17 protein-coding genes and 3 pseudogenes are annotated in these 18,650 nt (G+C 44.9%); 10 read left to right on the forward strand and 10 right to left on the reverse strand.

The window, feature by feature from the left end; translation table 11 throughout:
• The first annotated feature begins 36 nt into the window (after window positions 1–36).
• From ACYQ2N_RS09230 to ACYQ2N_RS09250, 5 genes and pseudogenes are all read left to right on the forward strand, one after another.
• Window positions 37–207, forward strand: coding sequence for a hypothetical protein (locus ACYQ2N_RS09230; RefSeq protein WP_459998960.1), 171 nt, complete (start codon window positions 37–39; stop codon window positions 205–207).
• Between the two features lie 11 nt (window positions 208–218).
• Entirely contained in the window at window positions 219–503 is a 285-nt protein-coding gene (locus ACYQ2N_RS09235) for a type II toxin-antitoxin system death-on-curing family toxin (RefSeq protein WP_459998961.1), read from the forward strand.
• A 23-nt stretch (window positions 504–526) separates the two neighbouring features.
• The gene (gene istB, locus ACYQ2N_RS09240) at window positions 527–1,198 is read left to right on the forward strand and encodes an IS21-like element helper ATPase IstB (protein ID WP_459998962.1); all 672 of its coding nucleotides are present in this window, start codon (window positions 527–529) and stop codon (window positions 1,196–1,198) included.
• A 93-nt stretch (window positions 1,199–1,291) separates the two neighbouring features.
• On the forward strand, window positions 1,292–1,513 hold the full coding sequence (locus ACYQ2N_RS09245) for a DUF5348 domain-containing protein (protein ID WP_459998963.1): 222 nt from the start codon (window positions 1,292–1,294) through the stop codon (window positions 1,511–1,513).
• 341 nt (window positions 1,514–1,854) lie between these two features.
• Window positions 1,855–3,585, forward strand: a pseudogene (locus ACYQ2N_RS09250) (ISAs1 family transposase).
• Between the two features lie 484 nt (window positions 3,586–4,069).
• On the opposite strand, the pseudogene ACYQ2N_RS09255 reads toward ACYQ2N_RS09250, so the two are convergent.
• Window positions 4,070–5,653 (reverse strand): annotated as a pseudogene (locus ACYQ2N_RS09255) (IS1634 family transposase); the annotation flags it as partial.
• 239 nt (window positions 5,654–5,892) lie between these two features.
• On the opposite strand from ACYQ2N_RS09255, the gene ACYQ2N_RS09260 reads away from it, so the two are divergent.
• Entirely contained in the window at window positions 5,893–6,948 is a 1,056-nt protein-coding gene (locus ACYQ2N_RS09260) for a carbon-nitrogen hydrolase family protein (protein ID WP_459998964.1), read from the forward strand.
• A 245-nt stretch (window positions 6,949–7,193) separates the two neighbouring features.
• On the opposite strand, the gene ACYQ2N_RS09265 is transcribed toward ACYQ2N_RS09260, so the two are convergent.
• The 3 genes from ACYQ2N_RS09265 to ACYQ2N_RS09275 all read right to left on the reverse strand — a co-directional run bounded on the left by ACYQ2N_RS09265 (window position 7,194) and on the right by ACYQ2N_RS09275 (window position 8,679).
• Entirely contained in the window at window positions 7,194–7,652 is a 459-nt protein-coding gene (locus tag ACYQ2N_RS09265; RefSeq protein ID WP_459998965.1) for a ribonuclease toxin HepT-like protein, read from the reverse strand.
• Entirely contained in the window at window positions 7,642–7,944 is a 303-nt protein-coding gene (locus tag ACYQ2N_RS09270; protein WP_459998966.1) for a nucleotidyltransferase family protein, read from the reverse strand. Before ACYQ2N_RS09270 ends, ACYQ2N_RS09265 begins: the two co-directional genes overlap by 11 nt.
• 171 nt (window positions 7,945–8,115) lie before the next feature.
• Window positions 8,116–8,679 carry a DUF5673 domain-containing protein gene (locus ACYQ2N_RS09275; protein ID WP_459998967.1) on the reverse strand — a complete coding sequence of 188 codons (564 nt, stop codon included), beginning with the start codon at window positions 8,677–8,679 and terminating at the stop codon, window positions 8,116–8,118.
• A gap of 292 nt (window positions 8,680–8,971) precedes the next feature.
• Here ACYQ2N_RS09275 and ACYQ2N_RS09280 point away from each other — a divergent pair, with 292 nt between their 5' ends.
• Together ACYQ2N_RS09280 and ACYQ2N_RS09285 are read left to right on the forward strand one after the other, a co-directional pair.
• The gene (locus ACYQ2N_RS09280) at window positions 8,972–9,163 is read left to right on the forward strand and encodes a hypothetical protein (RefSeq protein ID WP_459998968.1); all 192 of its coding nucleotides are present in this window, start codon (window positions 8,972–8,974) and stop codon (window positions 9,161–9,163) included.
• Between the two features lie 9 nt (window positions 9,164–9,172).
• Window positions 9,173–9,460 carry a hypothetical protein gene (locus ACYQ2N_RS09285; RefSeq protein ID WP_459998969.1) on the forward strand — a complete coding sequence of 96 codons (288 nt, stop codon included), beginning with the start codon at window positions 9,173–9,175 and terminating at the stop codon, window positions 9,458–9,460.
• Between the two features lie 548 nt (window positions 9,461–10,008).
• Here ACYQ2N_RS09285 and ACYQ2N_RS09290 read toward each other — a convergent pair.
• The gene (locus ACYQ2N_RS09290) at window positions 10,009–10,566 is read right to left on the reverse strand and encodes a flavodoxin family protein (RefSeq protein ID WP_459998970.1); all 558 of its coding nucleotides are present in this window, start codon (window positions 10,564–10,566) and stop codon (window positions 10,009–10,011) included.
• Window positions 10,567–11,061: 495 nt separating this feature from the next.
• Here ACYQ2N_RS09290 and ACYQ2N_RS09295 point away from each other — a divergent pair, with 495 nt between their 5' ends.
• Window positions 11,062–11,346, forward strand: coding sequence for a PBECR3 domain-containing polyvalent protein (locus ACYQ2N_RS09295; protein ID WP_460000500.1), 285 nt, complete (start codon window positions 11,062–11,064; stop codon window positions 11,344–11,346).
• Between the two features lie 327 nt (window positions 11,347–11,673).
• On the opposite strand, the pseudogene ACYQ2N_RS09300 reads toward ACYQ2N_RS09295, so the two are convergent.
• A pseudogene (locus ACYQ2N_RS09300) lies at window positions 11,674–11,847 on the reverse strand (tyrosine-type recombinase/integrase); the annotation flags it as partial.
• 91 nt (window positions 11,848–11,938) lie between these two features.
• Between ACYQ2N_RS09300 and ACYQ2N_RS09305 the strand changes: the two are divergent.
• Entirely contained in the window at window positions 11,939–12,166 is a 228-nt protein-coding gene (locus ACYQ2N_RS09305; protein WP_459998971.1) for a hypothetical protein, read from the forward strand.
• Between the two features lie 43 nt (window positions 12,167–12,209).
• On the opposite strand, the gene ACYQ2N_RS09310 is transcribed toward ACYQ2N_RS09305, so the two are convergent.
• The 4 genes from ACYQ2N_RS09310 to ACYQ2N_RS09325 all read right to left on the reverse strand — a co-directional run bounded on the left by ACYQ2N_RS09310 (window position 12,210) and on the right by ACYQ2N_RS09325 (window position 18,613).
• A complete protein-coding gene (locus ACYQ2N_RS09310) occupies window positions 12,210–12,350 on the reverse strand; it encodes a hypothetical protein (RefSeq protein ID WP_459998972.1) in 141 nt (46 codons plus the stop codon).
• A 90-nt stretch (window positions 12,351–12,440) separates the two neighbouring features.
• Window positions 12,441–13,376, reverse strand: a complete 936-nt coding sequence (locus ACYQ2N_RS09315) for an ADP-ribosylglycohydrolase family protein (RefSeq protein ID WP_459998973.1) — start codon at window positions 13,374–13,376, stop codon at window positions 12,441–12,443.
• Between the two features lie 234 nt (window positions 13,377–13,610).
• A complete protein-coding gene (locus tag ACYQ2N_RS09320; protein ID WP_459998974.1) occupies window positions 13,611–17,225 on the reverse strand; it encodes an AAA family ATPase in 3,615 nt (1,204 codons plus the stop codon).
• Window positions 17,222–18,613 carry an exonuclease SbcCD subunit D gene (locus ACYQ2N_RS09325; RefSeq protein WP_459998975.1) on the reverse strand — a complete coding sequence of 464 codons (1,392 nt, stop codon included), beginning with the start codon at window positions 18,611–18,613 and terminating at the stop codon, window positions 17,222–17,224. The genes ACYQ2N_RS09320 and ACYQ2N_RS09325 overlap by 4 nt, the downstream gene beginning before the upstream one ends.
• Between the last annotated feature and the right edge of the window lie 37 nt (window positions 18,614–18,650).

Raw genomic sequence — 18,650 nt, forward strand, 5'->3', positions numbered from 1 at the left:
CTAACAATTGTTCGAACTGATGAAGGGTGGTACAATATGGATAAAGATAGTTTAGATAATATGGGGGATGTTCATATGGCTATTGCCAAAGAACCAAAAAACCGTGTTCAGCAGAATACTTCCAGTGATCATAATCGAAAAATTTCCAAGGCTATTAAGGAAGTAACATCTCAACACTCAAAACTCCTTAAGAAATTAGCTGAGTAGTTATAGATAGCATGGAACTTTTATATCTAAACGATATCCTTGTGATTCATAAAGAAGCCATTGAAATGTTCGGCGGAAGTTTCGAATTTTACAGGGATACGGAGACTAAAATTAAAAGCATCCTTGACCAGCAATATTCTCATTTCGGCTATGATAAATATCCTACTCCCTTTGAGAAAGCTGCCATGCTTTGGTATTTCCTTACCAAAAACCACTGTTTCGTAGATGGCAATAAAAGAGTTGGCTTCTATGCGGCGGCAATTCTTTTGAAGATAACGGCTATTCAGACCAATTAGATGATGACGAAGCCTATGAAAATGTGGTGAGGCAACTTTCTCCGGGTGATGGTTATGATAAATTCCTCTGCGATACGATGCAGCTTGAAGTCTCTCAACGGCAAATTGCCAGTCAAAAGCGCCGAATCAAAAAAGCCAGGTTTCCTGTGATGAAGACGCTTGATGAGTTTGAGTATAATCGTTTGGAACATGTATCGGAGTCATTTATCCGGGAACTGGCTACTTGTGATTATATAAAAAAGCGGCAGAACGTCGTAATGATTGGAAACCCAGGATCTGGGAAGTCTCACCTTGGGGTAGGGCTCGGTCTAAAAGCTTGTTACGCTGGATTTAACGTTAAATTCTATACAGCAATCAACTTGGCGAACGAACTTGCCGAGGCTATCGAGTTCCACCGACTGTCAAAGCTTGAGAAAAGCCTCGCTAAAGTAGAGCTTCTCATACTTGACGAACTCAGTTACCTAACGTTTAATCGCCATCAATCGGAAATGCTTTTCCAAGTCATCTCCGAACGCTCCGAAAGAGCCAGTGTTATCGTGACGACGAACCTTGAATTTTCGCGCTGGACGGATCTGTTTGAGAATGAAATCATGGTTGCGGCTTTGATTGACCGTTTAACCTTTAGATCTCATATTTTAAATATGAATGTCAATGAATCATATCGCCTGGAGCAAACTCTGGTGAGAAACCCTTAGCTGATATAAACCGACTTACCCCTCCAGCAATATTGCAAAGGTCATCTCATGTCCCCCCATACAAACCTTTCACTATGAGAGGAGAAGAGAGTCATGAAAAAGAGAGCCGTCTTACGCTTTAATCAGGAAAAAGATCAATGGTTTGCGCAAATTGGGCAGAAGTTTTATCCCATGTATTGCGGTGAATCGTTTCTTCTGGGTCTTGGCAATAAAAACTATCAGTGCCGCTTAGAACGCGATGAAAGTTGGTATATTATCCTGCCAAAAACACGATTTACACTCCATCCTCTTACAGATTATACCGTGATCCTATGAGGCGAAACATGGATCCGACTCTGGCAAAGAATTATTAGCCGAAACTGAAGGCGGATTAGGAGCCGCGCGTGTAAAATCTCCATTCGGGCTACGTCCTCACTCCGATTTTACACGCGCATTATCTTACCAGTAAGTGGCTCATTATTTTCTCAGCGTTTTATGTAAAATGGCTCACTTTTTTTCTGGCGTTAGTGGCTCAACATTTTTTCAGCGAGTGGCTCCAGGACTCCGTCAAAGTTATTTTTCATTGAGGAATGACGGGTAATTCAAAGTTTTGCTGGCTTTTTACCTTTGGAACTGGTATGATTAAATAAAAAAGGTTCCAGTCCAAAGGAGCGTATATGCCAGTACAAACTGAGTTATATTCTTTATTGGTCCGCATAATTCGTCATGATGAGGAATCGAAATGGAATGAATTAATGGCTGCCCACCACTACTTGGGATTTAGAAAACTTGTGGGTGAATCCATTAAGTATGTGGCAGAAATCAACGGTGAATGGGTGGCCTTGATGGGATGGGGCACAGCCGCCTTTAAGTGTGGAGTTCGCGATGAATGGATTGGTTGGTCAAGAGAGCAACAATGGACTCGACTGCTATTTGTGGCCAACAACTTGCGATTTCTGATCCTCCCGGGCGTTAAGATTCCGAACCTCGCCTCTAAGATTCTGTCTGTTAACGTAAAAAGGCTGTCTTCCGATTGGCAGACGGTTTATGGTCACCCGCTTGTACTGGTGGAAACGTTTGTCGACCACTCGCGTTTTAAAGGAACGTGTTATCTTGCAGCAGGATGGATCTGCCTTGGTCAAACCCGTGGGTTTGGTCGAAATGCAGGTCAGTATTACTTTCATGGAAGAACGAAGACGGTTTTCGTCCTGCCGTTGCAACGGAAAGCTAAGCAGTGGTTGTCCGCTCCTTTTCTGGTACCAGAATTGAGTGGAGGACCGATACCTTTGGTCGATTTAAATCAAGCCAACTTAAACCATTCCAGCGGTTTGTTAGACCGATTACAGCGATTGGAAGATCCCCGTAAACGCCGCGGTATCCGGCATCCTTTAATCTCAACGCTTGCAGTGGCAATTTGTGCAGTGTTGTCGGGCGCCCGTAGTTTTGTAGCGATTGGAGAATGGTCTGCTGACTTACCACAGGATTTACTGAAGCGACTTGGTTGCTATTTTCATCCGGAAAAACGCATCTATATCCATCCCAGCGAACCTACGTTACGTCGCCATTTACAAAGCATCGACGCCGAGAAGCTTGATGAAATCATGAGTCAGTGGTTGGTGGAGCAAACCGACCCGGATGCTATTGCGATAGATGGTAAAACCTTAAAAGGCGCGAAAGATGCTAATGGAAGACAACTGCACTTAATGGCCGCCATCTTGCATAAAGAGGGTGTTGTCGTTTCTCAAAGACCGGTTGATAAAAAGACTAACGAGATAACAGAATTCCAATCCCTAGTAGATCCTGTGGATTTAAAAGATAAAGTAGTGACAGCCGACGCACTGCACACTCAGGTTGAACATGCCAAATATCTCAAGGAGCAGAAAAAAGCTGACTATTTCTTTACAGTAAAGGGTAATCAAAAAACGCTTTTGCACGCCATCGAAGATTTAGACGACGGGGATTTTTCCCCCTGAATACAAAACATTGGATAAAGGCCATGGCCGGATTGAAGTGCGTATTATCCAGACCAGTACGGTGTTAACGAATTTCCTTACGTAGCCCAAGTTTGCCGGATTGAACGGGTTACCTATAAACTAAACGGAGAATTAATGCGTAGCGAAGTCGCCTATGGCATAACAAGTTTGTCCCCCGATAAGGCTGATGCCCAGCGGCTACTATCCTTAAATCGTGGTCATTGGTGTATTGAAAATCGGTTGCATTGGGTTAGGGATGTGACATTTGATGAAGACCGTTCCCAGGTCCGGGTCGGCGAAGGGCCAAGAGTCATGGCCACCCTCCGCAACCTAGCCATAAGTCTGTTTCGGTTACATGAAGTTAAAAACACAGCGCAGGCTCTTCGTCAATGTGGTCGGAATGTGGAAATTGCATTAAATTACGTTGGGCTATGAAAATTATTATGCCGAGTTTGGCGTAAGATTTTCCCATCACTAGACGTAGCAAGGCATTCCGGGTTTCTCTCGATGTAATTTAGGGACTACATCAAATTCTCTGCCTTTTTCAGATCCTTAATCTCAATATTGTTCAGTAGGCATCTGTTCAGTACATCAATGGCATCTTCCAGTGACAGTTTACGGTAGTTTTCTTTTAATACGACTACGATTTTAGTTGATAGAGTCCTGAAACAATAGGTATCACTGGGTTTAGAAGTTTATGTCGCCAAAATTTTGATTAACCACCTCCAACCAACCTTCTTAATTAATTACAATAAACGCAAACTTATGACTAGGACTTTGACGTTTCCCTGCGAGTGGCTCAACTTTTTCTTGACTGGAGTTTGACACCCCAAATCCTGAAACCCTCATGAATAAAGGATCTTTTTAGTTTAAAATTAAGCGTGCCACTACAATTCCCTTTTTTTGGGAATTGTAGTGGCACGGTCTGTACTCTTTCGGGTACTCGGACCCCAACGGCCTTGAACGCCATAGCTGCAGCGCCGTGCACTTCGGTCCGAACCAGATGTTCTTGGTCTTTAAAGCCAAGCTTGACGATGTGAACCTTCCGAAGAACCCGAATAACCTCTGTATATCCGTATTCGCTGTTACTCTCTTCAAGGAGCTTCTGAAACTTTATCTGCATGACTAAGGCCAAGAAACAAAGCGTGATGTGGCCACTAATCCGTCTTTCGGTCCAATGGTACATCGGTCTTAGATCCAAGGTTGACTTGAGGTTGCGAAAAGCTCTTTCAATTTGCCAAAGATCCCGATATGCTGTGGCGACTTCCGTAGTGGGAAGCGTTGTGTTGGTCTGGAGGATATATAACCCATCAAAAAGGGCAGCTTGCTCAAGTTTCTTTTCATCGATGGATGCATTGGTGTCATCGGCCTTTATGTATCTCCGATATTCGCTGTTACCAATGAGGTCCTTGATGTTCCCGCTTTTAAGCCTTTCTCGCAGTTTATCTGCAACTTGCTCTCGAACCGCTTTGTCTCGTTTGGCTTCTTCTTCATTAAGACAGACCACATAACGGTTACCGTTAATGGCCACTTCCTTAACCTTGAGATTATCTTTCTTTTCAACGATTTCAAAGGGGGTGGGATCCTGAATAATTTCCGGAGCACTCTTAATGTTGCGCATCCTTACACCGAGGATATATTGAAGTCCCAACTCCTCAAGGAGCTCTAAGGTCCGTTTGCCCATCATGCCACGGTCACCCACGACAATGACCCGCTGGATATTGAATCGGTATTTAAGGTCCTTAATCGCTTCCATGAATGCCTCAGTATCCGGTGTATTGCCCGGGAAAATCTGATGAGCGATGGGCATTCCGTCCCGTGACATGAGGATTCCGATCATGACTTGGAGGCGGTCTGGACGATGGTCTTTGGAATGACCGTATTGCAAAAGGTCAAAGGCACCGGCTTCACCTTCAACGTAGGAACTTGTCGTATCGAAAAACACCAAATCGAGTTGACTGGAAAACAAGTCGGTATGGCGATAAAACAGCTTTTCTTCAATGGCATCCTTGTTTTCATCTAGAAAATCAATAGCCTTGTAGAAATGTTGAAGCTGCAGAGCATCAAATTGGGGCCGATAAACACTATCTTTCCAGTCGTTAACCCCCAGCTTGCTGGTAGGTTCGGTCAGGCGGTTAAGCACCATGCAGAATACCGCTTCCTGAATATCGATAGAAATCTCTCTATCGGAAAGCAATCCGGCAATAATCTGATGGAGACCAAGGTTTTCCCATAACCGTCGAAAAACCACGGAAGGGCCGTATTCCTTGCTCCAGTCAGCAAACAAATCTTCAGCCGCAGATACCACAGAAAGCTTCTCTGAGAACTTGGCGAGGGAACGGATAAGGTCATCAAGTTTCCCATTCTGGAGATCCTCCACTCTCCCCAAGTTACAGAGAACCTTTTGATTAACCTTCTTTCCTTCGCGATGGCTTTCGCAGATTTGTAGATAGCGGCGCTCAGAATGATCTCGATTGTAAGCAGTTTTTATTCTTGCATACATAGCAACACTTTTATACCATCTATCGTCGCACAGCGACAGTAATTTTCTGGAAGTGTGCGGCACTACATTTCAGAATTTGGGCCTGATTTTAGTCTTAACCAAACTCATAAACCCGCTTGTAGAGCGATAAGTACATTTAAATTACACCATTTCTGGACGGTTTACCGTCAAACCCCAGCTTGACATTCGCAATCATTTTATTATATAATCCAAACTAACAAAAGCGAAGGTGCTTACAGTTGTTAAGGCATCTTCGCATTCTTTTTTATTATAAAAGGAGGTTTAAAAATGTCAACTTACCCAAAACTCAAGTAGCTGCTGTACAAGCATCCCCCGTTCTCTTAGACCTGGATGCAACCGTAGAGAAAACCTGCAGGTTTGTTGATGAAGCTGCATCCAATGGTGCTAAGGTTATCGCTTTTCCTGAAGCCTTTATTCCAGGTTATCCCTGGTGGATTTGGATGGGTAATGCAGATTATGGGATGAAGTATTATATTGACCTCTATAAAAATGCCGTGGAAATCCCCAGTCAAGCCATTCAAAAGTTAAGTGAAGCAGCCAGAAGAAATAAAGTATATTTTTGCGTTTCAGTTACAGAAAAAGATGGCGGTTCTCTCTATCTAACACAAATCTGGTTTAATCCTGAAGGAAATTTAATCGGAAAACACAGAAAATTAAAAGCTACCAATGCTGAAAAAACCATTTGGGGAGATGGTGACGGTAGCATGATGCCTGTTTTTGAAACCGAATATGGAAATTTAGGTGGACTTCAATGTTGGGAGCATATGTTGCCCCTAAATATATCGGCAATGGCTTCACAAAATGAACAAATACATGTATCCTCCTGGCCAATAGGAATGCCCTATGAAGGACACTTATTCGGGAGCGAGCAATGTGTGCTTGCTGCAAAATACTATGCTCTTTCCAATCAAGTTTTTTGTCTGCTTTCATCTCAAATCTGGACGGAGGAACAACGCGATAGGATATGTGAAACTGAAGAACAAAAGAATTATATGAAGTTAGGATACGGTTTCACAAAAATTATTGCTCCAAACGGTCTTGAGATCGGAAACCCCTTAGCTCACGATGAGGAAGGGATTACCTATGCCGATATTGACTTAGAACAACTTATACCTGGGAAATTTTTAATTGATACTGCAGGGCATTATTCCACACCTGGGTTTTTAAGTCTTACCTTTGACCGTTCTTTACACAAACCCGTTCACATTGTAGGGGACACGAAGCCTCAAACACTGTCCTATGAAGAAATTAATAATGGTAAAAGTAAAATCTAAGATTTAGATTAATTGAGAAATAGATCGGTTAAATGGTATAAAGTAAAAATGGTAATTGCAGAATTTAAACAAGGGGACAGAGAGAATGTCTAATTCTAGCTGCCCCCTTGTTTTTTGGGAGGGATTTTAGCCAAAAATCTTTTAAACCCTCTAACCTATTTTGATCAAGACCTCTTTTCTCTACGCAGAATATACCGGTAATTAACTTGCATAGCTAACCCCAGAATAAATTCCGGGGTACACTCCTATATATTTCTGTTAAAAAACGTTGTTAACTCATTCTTACACTCTGCCCATATCGATTCAATTGGATTGACAAGTTTTTTTAACTCATCCCATTTCAAGAAAAATGAGTACGAATTTCGATAAAAGTGCCTGAAAGCTAGGTATTCAGTCAGCCTACCTTTCAACCCCTCTGAAATAACAGGCGGCCGTTTATGAGTATCTTGTGTCATTTGTTTCAGGAGTTCAATATGCCAATGATTACCCGTTGGTAATCTGCCATCAATATTTTTTCCGATTGATTCGAAGATGTTCTCAACACCATTATAAAAAGAATGAAGCACTGACCCTATTGCCGTAAGTTCAATTAGCGAAGGTTCTTTTACTAAACTGTTTTCAAATAAATCCTTATAAGAAATAAGCAACTCATCAATTTGCTGAATTTCAAAGTTTACTTGGGAAATTGCCTTGTCAAGAGACACGGTGAAGCTCACCTTCTCTCTCTAAATACTTTGAAAATGCATCTCCCCGATCCAAATTAACCAAGTCAACAGGACGTTTCAAAGAAGTTAGTAATTGGCCTAAGAGTGTAAAATAATCTTCTGGCAAACAACCCTTAATTGCAATATCTATATCAGAATTCTCGCTGTAATTTCCGGTTACTAAGGAGCCAAAAATATATACTTCTTTACATCCGGCATTCTTTAGTATCTCAATTGCAGAATATATGTCCTTCTGAAAGTCCTCCGGAAGCCTTGAAATTAATTCACTCATATATATTCAACTCCCAGAATTTTACTTACCCACTCATACATTGTAACATCTAGCTTAACTTTTGTCATTACCCGTGTTTCGTATAACGATTCGCGGATTCCCGACGCGCCATATCACTTGCATATTACTAAGTGTTGGGAATCCGCTGTTATCTGTCGTTCGCAGGCTTCGTTAAACTCTGGTCATCTTTTTGAAAAATTCATTTACCTCTTCCTTTTGTTCGTCTAAAACATTCATAAAAATTAAATGTTTAGAGTAGTATTTTGAATAGCTGATTTCCATACTTGCGAAATCCATCTTTTTTCTAGGAATGACCCATTTGTATGAACGAATTCTGTCCCACTCTATAAGACGGTTATCGATGCAAATACCTTTATCCATAAGACACTTTTGCATAAATTTCTTTAAATATTTTTCAGATAAAATTCGTAATACTAAATAAATAAGAAAAGGTATCCAAATTTTATGGCTTTTACTCAATAAATCAGTTATAGCAATGATAGAAAGGACTACTGTAAACATAACCAAGGTACTCAATATAGATTTTTTTCCAATTGAAGTCTTCCTCAGCTTAATTAACTGGGCTCCCATTTTCTTATATTTATTTAGTGTATAAAATGTTTCCATCAGAATAATGGGGATGAGCATTGCTAAAGCCCATATGGCATCTTCTTGATATGATTTAGAAACCGTTATTATTATGATGATTGCACCAATTGAAATAAAATTAAACAATATTTCTACCCCCTAATCCTTCTGTGTTCATACTTAAATAAATTCATGTTAAACTTTCTTTCACAATATAGTAAAAGCAGTATGAAACCTCTCCGATATGCGAATGACAGATAACGTACAGAGTGTTTGCGACGCGCCCCAACCCGCTTTCATCTTTGCGAATTGTTGCAAATACTCTGTTATATGAAGTGTCCGGACATGCATATATCTAAAATATTCTATCCTTTGGTCATACCTCCTTCTCGGCCGGTAATACTATATTATTGAAGATCATTAGAGAAGGTGGTACAATATGGATGAGAAGATGGACGAACTTCTGCCGGAAGAAGGGAGTGTTAAACTCATGGCAGCACCTATCACTTCAACACCCGTATTAAAGGGTAAGGACTTGGTGAACTTGGTTAAGGATTTAAATAAACCCGATACGAACAAAGATCGTAGACAAAAAGCATTAAAAGCCCTACAGATTGTTACGAAAGGGTAGTTTTTGTGCATGTTTTATTGTGAAGACGAATTCGAAGATATGTTACTGGCAGTAGTTTTTGTTCCATACTCCCCGGGATATAAACTCGGGGACTTTGATTGTGGAATTGAAGACTACAATCAATTCCTAACAAATGATGCCCGATATTATGTAGAGCAAAATATTTCCCAGGTCAGGCTTCTTATACATAAGCAGACTGCTGATGTTATTGCTTACATGGCTCTGAGTACTGATTCGTTTCTTTTGGATAAAGATGAGAAAATTAAAATATTCCAATTAACTCGATTCCGGCTCTAAAGCTTGGAAAACTAGCAGTTGATCGCAAATATAAGGATAGACCTTACGGTTCTTTCATGCTTTGGTTAGCTTTAGGCGTCCTAGAACACATTAACGAAGCTGGTGTTGGATGTCGCTTCCTAGTAGTAGATGCAGATATCACTCAAAATCCTGAAACGCCCATATTCTATGAGAAAAACGGATTTGTAAATAATGAGAAGGAAAATAAGAACAGAACCCGCGCAATTAGTATGCGGTATGACGTATTTCAAGGCTAAAGACTCCCTCTATCTGGGAGCTTTTTATTTTCTCTAAACCGGACATTTCATATAACGACCTGAGTGTTTGCGACGCGCCTCAACCCGCATTCATATTGGCAAAGTGTCGCAAACACTCTGTTATATGACGTTTCCTGCCCCACGAAGCCAGAGTGGGCCACGGACGGCGCGCCCCCGGACCATTGGTAATTATCATTTCATATTGCTTCACATTTTAGAAATATTGCGAACTATATTTTCATACAAGTCAAATATCGGTATTATAACATTGAATCCTTAGCCAAAAAGCTTTTACGACAATGACTTCCCGTGCTCTTCTGCTTTCACAAGTGCGTCCGTTGCTTCAATATCTCCTTTTTCATTAACCTTCGGTACTGCCAGCACTCCTTTGTCTTCCCACTTCATATAGTGGGCAATTTCTCTATAGGTTGCTATGATTCCGTCGAATATTCTCATACCCTCATCTGCCCCGCATACCAGCAGAAGGCTTTCTTTGATTTTCAGAGGGCGTTTACAGCTTTTCCCCATATAAGCATACATTTTATCAATGGCTACTTTGATTTGTGCAGGAAAGCCAAACCAATATAAAGGTGTGGAAAAAACGATGACATCCGCCGCTTCTAATAAAGGTGCAAGCTCCTCAAAGTCATCTTGAAAAGAACACGGTTTTCCTTTGCTCCAGCATGTTTTACAGGCTTTACAGCCACTGATTTCTTTCCTTGCCGTTTCAAATTTTGTCACTTCATGCCCCGCCGATAACGCTCCTTTAATAAAAGCGTCTGCCATTATATCACTGTTTCCGTTCCTTCTTGGGCTTCCGGTCAATACCAATATGTTTTTCTTTCCCAACCTGTTTTCCTCCCAATATTACCTATGTTTTATCCTACATTTTTATATTGATATATAGATATAAGTAGTTCGCTATTTTCTACAAATACCTCTTATTAAAGACTCTGAAGTCCATCTCGCTAAAATCCCGCCATGGACGGCGGGTGGCCCCGCAGGAAATGTCATATAACGTCCCGAGTATTCCCGACGTGCCATACCGCTTTCATCATGGCTAAGTGTCGGGAATACTCTGTTAGGTGAAGTGTCCGCTCTCCAGACATTCTCAATCATAATATAATTTATCTGACCTGGCAGTAGGAAAATCCTCTTTGCTGTCGAAATTATGATGATAGCACGGGGGAGTTGAATAAAAGTGACGGATATTTTGGATCCCAACTGTTTTAACGATGGATTGAAGAAGATTATTATAGGTACGTTGACTACAGAAGTAATTAAGTTTCTAAATCTAGACCGGGAACCTGGAAATATTAACTATGGCAAGATAGATTAAAATATATCGAGAAACACAAGGCTGACTTTGATAATGATCAGGAATTTTTAAGTCATATCGGACAAATTCCAAATATTATTAAAAATCCAGACTATATTGGACTGCACCCAAGCGACAATAGTATTCAATACATTAAAAGAATTAATCGAATAATGTTAGTTGGAGTCAGAATTAGAACCGGTGGCGATTTGAATTTTCGTTCCTGTTACCCGATTAGCGAACAAACCCTACAAAGCTATTTGAAAAGCAAAACCGTCCGTAAATTTGAGCAAATTGACAACCTGGAATAATATTGATATTATTAAAATAAGATAAGATTGATAGATTACTTGAGGGCAGAACAGGCAGCTGCCACGCCACTTTGTGGTCTTTCAAGAGATGTAGGGTTGCCAACCTACCGAGTAATCTATCAGTTCGCGATTTTTCGCCCCCTCAATGTCGAGGGGGTTTTTGTTATAACGGAATTACATCCTGTTTTCTTAAAATCATGTGTATAATTTATTCCCGAACTTAACGCTCCGAAACGGACATTTCACCTAACGTCTTTTTCCCGACATGTGTCATAAATACTTTATTATAATGCGGTATTTACGACTCTGGTGTCGGGAATATTTCCTTTAGCTGCCCTCACTATCATTATTTATCTGCACAATCGAGTCAAGAGGGCTTCGAATGCGGCGGATATCTTTCTCAGAGACATGAGTATATATCTCAGTAGTTTTTGTGTTAGCATGTCCCAGGAGTTCTTGAATATATCTTAAATCTGTTCCGCCTTCTAAAAGATGTGTGGCGAACGAATGTCTTTTATGGAGAGCTCTCCATAACCGTCACACTTTCGCCGTCTGCTGTCTGAAAAAATGGGTGCTTTCCGGTACGGAACTTATGAATGCCCTACCATACCTAGCAGCCTACATGGGGCATACCGATTTCCGGGCGACCCAGTATTATCTGAGGCTTACGGCAGACTTGTACCCGGATCTGATCAGCCGAACGGAGGCGGAATTCGGATATGTGATCCCGGAAGGAGGCATATGGGGAGTGCTTGCTGAAAACCCCTGTATTTTCTTAGCTTTAACCTTAAAACACTCATTGACGTACCTGTTCGTCTGAAATTTCTTCAAAATCTTGGCTAGCATAAAAAAATGTAAGACGTTTAATTATCCAGCACTTTAATCTCCGCGTTCCACCGAGCTCCTTCAATTGCCTTAAGTTTATCAAACTTTTCCGGAGCTAAATAATGCCTAAATTTAACAAGTAGCTTCTCTTCGCTTCCCTTTCTGATAAAAACGCTCATAGCTTATCTACTCCTCACTGACCTAAGGACAAAGTTTACACAATCTTAAATAGATTTTCGCCAAATATCTGCCAAATCATCCCGATTATGTCAGTTGGAGCGGAAAAAGTCCTGAACAAAAGCTATGCTTAAGCTATATAGCTCTCCTTTTTCTTCTTTTTCTTCAACCTGATTCAGCCAACGTTTCGGTATCTGAGCAAAACCGTAAGCCGCTCCAACAGTGCCGCCAGCCACTGCCCCAATTGTGTCAGCATCTCCGCCTAGGTTTACTGCCATGATCAATGCATCCTCGAACGAAGACGTCTGATAAGCACAGGCTAAAGCAGTCTCTAAAGTATCCCCAACAAACCCGCTTACTTTCAGCTTTTCCTTAGGACTTCTGAGTTTTATTGGCAAAGGAGCATGACTGACTTCGCTCTCAAGCACCTGGTGTAGCGGTTTTCCCAAAAGCAGTTCGCGGATCAAGTCACAATAGAAAGCACAGCATTCTCCGGCCAATGGGTCAAAATGCGTTAAAGCAGACTGCCTTCTTGCAAGCGACCGCATTTGCTCCCGGTCACTTCTCCGAACGTAAGCGAGGGCAACAGGTAAGGTCCGCATAAGCGAGCCATTGCCGGCACTTTTGCCACCGTTAGCATCATGCGCTATCTTGGCCGCGATCTGCCATTCCTCTTCAGTAGAGGCACCTCGTCTAATTCCTTCAGTCAAAGTCGTGCGGATGATGTTTCCAACATCTTTGGGATCAGTTTTGAACCAGGCAACGAATTCTTCCGCAATAAAAGGCAGCGGATCACCGGGATTAGCAAGAATGCCCCGGGCAACAGCAAGCGCCATGGCTGTGTCATCAGTGGTCTCCCCCGGTTCCAGATCCCAAACTCCGCCTCCGATTATATCTCTCAGGACTCCATGGGTCTGAGCAATCTCAGCACGGGACATGAATTCTACAGTTCCTCCCAGCGCATCTCCTACAGCTACTCCGAATAGTGCCCCGGCAATCCTATCTTCGATGCTTAGCTGCTCTATCACCCTACCACTTTCCTTTCACACCCGGCTATTTCTGGTTCGCTTCGTGACTGAATTATCAATCTGCATTTAACCGTACTTACTCTTATCATATTCTGTTCATTTTTTATACTCATGCGTAAGCTCATCATATTGGCAGCCCATCTCCTCGCACACCGGATATATTATCGAGGGAATTCGATTGGGTCTTAGGCGCATTTGAAGAATCGCTCCCCCTACACCGGCTTAAACATCCCCTTACGCAAGCTCAAGCTTCACTTTACTGCCCGCTCCCCCGGGTTCCGCTGAGGTGACGATGAGGCGGCGGGCGAGGCGGTTTTTAAGCTCCGGTACATGGCTGATGATGCCGATCGTTAGGTTTTGCAGGCGCAGTTTCTCCAGGGTATTCATCACGACTTCCAAAAGGCTGGGATCGAGAGTACCAAAACCTTCATCAAGGAAGAAGAATTCCAAAGGAACTTCTCCGCGCAGTTGGATCTGCGTGGAGAGGGCCAAGGCCAGAGCCAAGGATGTCAGGAAAGTCTCCCCGCCGGAAAGGCTGCTGACTGGGCGGTGCGCGCCGCCGTTAGCGTCATCGCGCATGATAAAGCCGCCCTCTGAATCCACTTCCAAGGCATAGCGGTGGTTGGTGAGCTGCCCCAGCCGTTCAGACGCGTCAAGTGCCACAGTCATCAGCTGCTCTTCTGCTACGAATTCTACGAAAGAGTTTCCTTTGAACACTGCCTGCAGTTTCTTGAGCAGATTGTATTTATGAGTCAAAGCCAGTCTGTCGGCCTCAAGCTTCAGCCATTCCCCATGCTGTTCCTTCAGCCGGGACAAATTCGTGTGGGCAGCCCCCCGGCTCTCTACCGCATTAGCGTGCTCTTGTTCGGCCTGTTTAAGCCTTACCGGCCAAGCCACCCATACCTCCGGAGCGAGGGTGCGTCCCTTTAGTTTTTCTTCCACTTGAGATCGTCTGTCCTGCGCTGACACAAGTTCTTGCTGATAGGCCTTAATTTCCGCTTTCATCTTTTCACGTTCGGAGACATCGCACAAAGCGCTTTGGGCCGCCGCAACGGTTAGGAATTGGGCGTCTTTCAGCCCCTGGGCCAGCCGACTTTGAGCAGCATCAAGGGCTTCCTGTTTCAACTCCCGCTCTTTGGCCAAAACGGCTTGCTCCTGTTGCGCCTGAACCAGGGCTTTTTGTGCTTGCTCAAGGGCTTCTTTCGTAAGCTTTTCAGCACTTTGAAGATCCTGCAATTCCTTTCCGATTGACTCCAGCAGTTCTTCGGCGTCCTGTTTTCCTATCATCCCTTCCAGCTTAGCCTGCAACTCACTAACCGCTTGCGCGGCTTCCCGTCCAGCCGTCATTAAATCTTGCAGGGTTAGCTCGCAGCCATTTTTTTTCTGAAGGAGGTCTTCACGCTTTTGCTCAAGAACCTTAAGCTCGCGCTCGAGCTTAATCAGGTTCTGCCCAATTTCCGCCGTTTCCCGGTCCCAGGCAGCGTAGCGCTCCTGCAGGAGCAGAATGTCGGGAACGGGGATATCTCCGCGTACCGCATCCAGGTCCTTTTGCTTGCGCGTGCGTTCCGCAAGCAGCTTTTCCAAACGGGTCCGAATCTCCTGCCCCACTCCGGTTATAGAAGCAACTTGAGTCCGGGCTTGGGCTGCTTTGGCAACAGCTGCGGTCAGGTCCCCTTGGAGGGCGTCCAACCGTCGCACCTTTTGCTCCTGCTCTTCTTTCCACGCGTTCCAAGCGAGGCGTGTTGCGGCAAGATCGGACTCTTCCAACGCTAATTTGCCTTTAAGTTCTGCAACAGCCCGTGTCCGATCCGTTTCATTTAAGGAATCCCGGTAATCTTTTACTTGTTTGAGCTTCCCATCCGCTTCCAGAGCGAAACGTCCCAGATTATCGGCCTTCCCTTTTAAGCCGGCTTGGGCTACAGCGAGCTGAGTACTTACAGCGGTTCTTTGCCCCTCCAGCGCCTGCAGTTCTTGCTCAACTTGCTCCAATTCAGCCTTAGCTCTGGCCAAAGCTTCATCATCTATATGTTCAACAGGGTTAGGATGGTGAGATGAGCCACAAACCGGACAGGACTCACCCTCGATCAGCCCTTGCCTTAAAATTGCGGCCAGATTATTCTGTTCCAGTTCCTTATGGATTCCGGCTTTCTCTGCGCGCGCAAGAGCAGCTGCCTGCAAAGATTGAAAGATCACTTCAGACTCAGCCTCGAGCCGCGCAACCTCAGTATGCGCTCCCTGACTCTCCTCCTCGCTTCTCTTAATTCTCTCTTTGGCCTCAGCCAACTCGATCTCGGCCCGTTCAATGTTCGCAAGCAAAGCCCGGAAACGCTCCGTCTCTTGCGCCCGTTCGCCCAGGCTTTCTTCAATGGCCGGGGGATTTTGCTGGAAATCGCTGAGTTGGCCTTTCAAATCCTCGACTAAAACCTCACACCGCCCTGCATACTTTTCAGCTTCTCCCAACTGACTCTGCAGAAGGGCAAGTCCCTCTTCATTCGCGCTCAAATCTTGCTGCAACGTCCCTGTTTGCCCGTCGATCATTTCATAGGCATCCAAAGCCTTAGCCGCAGCATGAACCTGCGTGCGCCGCGAGGGCTCAATCACGATTTCGCGCAAGCGCTGTTTAAATTCCGTTTCGGTGCTTTGAGTGCGTGCCTTTTCCTCAATAACTGAATGAATCTCTTGCTCCAGTCCCTCTTTAACTTTCCCCATCTTCTTATAATCTTCACGCAGTTGGATCAGTTTGGCACTGCGCTCCTGAATCTCTTGAACCAGACCTTTGGCCTGTTCCACCTGCTCCAGGCGGCGCTGCAGTAGGGGTTCATTTTCTGTTTTTTTACGGAAAGCCTTTGACCACTTAATCTCAGCATCTTCTTGTCCCCGCCTGGCTGACTCCAGTTTGCCTTCGGCACCTTCCGCCTTGGTCAGAGCCTCCTGCAGGCGGGTTTGCGCTTGGTTCAGCTCTTCAATCACAGGCCGGATCAGCTCTGCCCGCTCGGCCAATTCTAAGCGCTCGGACAGTAAGAGAGTAGCCTGTTCCCTGGTTTTTAGCTCCTTTTCCCTCTCCCTGATTTGGTCTAATTCCAGCTGCAGGTTCCAAACTTCTTTGTCCGTTTCAAATTGTTGTTTGCGAGTCTCCAACTCTTGACCGACTAAAGCCACGGCTGTGGAAGCTCTATTAAATTCCTTTTCGGCCTCTTCCACCCTCTCCGCCGAAGCATCCCCCAAGCCTTGCTGCCTTTGTTCCACCCCATTGAGGGTAAATTTAGTGTTATCCAACCGTTCGCTTAATTTTGCTGTAAGCTCTTTGCCGTACGCTTCCAACGCAAACAGCCGCTCCAACATTTGCCGCCGGTCTTTGGGCTTGATTGTCAGGAACTCGGCAAACTTCCCTTGGGGCAGAACCACGGCCCGGGTAAAATCTTCCGCCGTTAGGCCAAGCAGCTCCTCAATGTTTTGTGTAACCTCCTCAGCCTTGGATGCGAGAACTTTTTCAGATCCGGCGCTGATTTCCACTAAGCGGCAGACAGCGGCTTTGACGGTTCTCTCACCTGAACGCCGGTAAGACCGTTCCACCCGGTACGTTGTCCGCTCCGCACCCAGTCCAAGGGTAAAAGTGTATTTTACTGACAAAACATCTTCAGCATGGTTCAAAATCCCCTGGGTATTATTGGCCGCTCTTTCCACGGTCCCGTATAAGGCTAGGGTGATGGCATCCAAAATCGTGGACTTGCCGCTGCCCGTCTGGCCGAAAATCCCGAATACCCCCGTTTCACAGAGTTGGGTAAAATCGATCTCCTGCTTTTCCCGAAAACTGTTTAACCCGACAATTTGCAAACGCAGAGGCTTCATGCGGTTTCAACCTCCTCATCCACTGCCGGATCAGCCTGTCCCTCTAATTCCCTGCGGATTCTTTCGTTAACAGCCGCCTCTTTCACCTTATTCCCGGCATCACTGTCCCCAGAAAAGCCTTCCTCAACATTTCTATCTTGATCAATAACATCTGTTTCCAAAGTATCTGCATCCTTTTGCGCATGAATCAAATCCAAAAAGAGCGCCACCAGTTCAATTTCCGCTTCCGCTCCACCTGTTTTTTCCTTATAAAAGCGGCGGAAAAGTTCCTCCAGCGGCAGCTGGGAGCGGCTTTCCGACACAATCTGCTCTGTTGTAGGAAAGACAGGCCGGATGTTAACAATCCTTTCCCGCGAACGGCGCAACGTCTGAACGTCCTGCGAGTTAAGGGCGTTGGTGACGTGAACTTCGAGGTCAATCCAGGCATTAAGATCCCTGCCCTCATCAAGCCAGCGGTACACTTGGGCCAGCCCTTCTGTGGCCCGCCATCTTACCAAGGGATAGCCGGAGTTCAAGGGAATCTCCCGCAATTGAGCCTCACGCCCGGGAAACGCTTCCACCAACATCACGGACTTGGCATATCCTGTCTCGGAGAAACTGTACGCCAGAGGAGAGCCGGCATAACGGGTAGGCACGGGTGCCGCCTTCACCGCTTGGGGCCGGTGCAAATGCCCAAGGGCAACATAATGAGCCCCGGCAGGCATCATTTCAGGTTCCACCGTCGGAGCCCCGCCAAGCTGGATGGGCCGTTCAGAATCGGACTCCAGCCCGCCCCGCACATAGATATGACTCACACCCAAATTTACCGCATCCGCTTCAAAGTTCTCCGCCAATTTAGCCCAAAATTGCCCCACCCTCCGGGAATACTCAGCTCGGAGAATTTCTTCGTCCAAGCTCTCGCTTAACACTTCATTGAGCCTGGATTCAGACGGATACGGAAGCATCGCAATCACAACCGGATCAGGACAATTCGGAATATGTAGCTTGACCCAGCCCTGCCCGGCCGCAGCCCTGTATACCCGGTCTTCGCGCACCAAAACGGAAGGACTTAAGATTTCCTTGGACAGCCCGAACAGAGTAATGCCATGTCTCACAGCCAAAGGGCTTGCCGCACACAGGCGATCGGGGTTGTCGTGGTTGCCGGCGATTGCCACCACCGCGCGCTTACCTCCGGCCGCAAGACGGTCAAGCGCCTCATAAAAAAGCTCTTCAGCAGCCGCGGGAGGATTTACCGTATCGAAGACATCCCCCGCAATCAGCACCAGCTCAACCCTTTCCTTCTCCACGATCCTGCATAGTTCATCGATAAACTTCACCTGTTCTTCCAGCCGGCTCCGCCCTTCCAGCATCCGGCCCAAATGCCAGTCCGAGGTATGAAGAATTCGCATCGATTCGCTTCTCCTTCCGGAATCTTTCGTTTTTACC

It is taken from the genome of Paradesulfitobacterium aromaticivorans, from assembly GCF_054657415.1.

Coding starts and splice junctions, on each gene's coding strand:
- ACYQ2N_RS09230 (WP_459998960.1), top strand. CDS start 37: ATGGATAAAGATAGTTTAGATAATATGGGGGATGTTCATATGGCTATT.
- ACYQ2N_RS09235 (WP_459998961.1), top strand. CDS start 219: ATGGAACTTTTATATCTAAACGATATCCTTGTGATTCATAAAGAAGCC.
- ACYQ2N_RS09245 (WP_459998963.1), top strand. CDS start 1,292: ATGAAAAAGAGAGCCGTCTTACGCTTTAATCAGGAAAAAGATCAATGG.
- ACYQ2N_RS09270 (WP_459998966.1), bottom strand. CDS start 7,944: ATGAGTGAATTAATTTCAAGGCTTCCGGAGGACTTTCAGAAGGACATA.
- ACYQ2N_RS09280 (WP_459998968.1), top strand. CDS start 8,972: ATGGATGAGAAGATGGACGAACTTCTGCCGGAAGAAGGGAGTGTTAAA.
- ACYQ2N_RS09285 (WP_459998969.1), top strand. CDS start 9,173: ATGTTTTATTGTGAAGACGAATTCGAAGATATGTTACTGGCAGTAGTT.
- ACYQ2N_RS09305 (WP_459998971.1), top strand. CDS start 11,939: ATGAATGCCCTACCATACCTAGCAGCCTACATGGGGCATACCGATTTC.
- ACYQ2N_RS09310 (WP_459998972.1), bottom strand. CDS start 12,350: ATGAGCGTTTTTATCAGAAAGGGAAGCGAAGAGAAGCTACTTGTTAAA.
- ACYQ2N_RS09320 (WP_459998974.1), bottom strand. CDS start 17,225: ATGAAGCCTCTGCGTTTGCAAATTGTCGGGTTAAACAGTTTTCGGGAA.
- ACYQ2N_RS09325 (WP_459998975.1), bottom strand. CDS start 18,613: ATGCGAATTCTTCATACCTCGGACTGGCATTTGGGCCGGATGCTGGAA.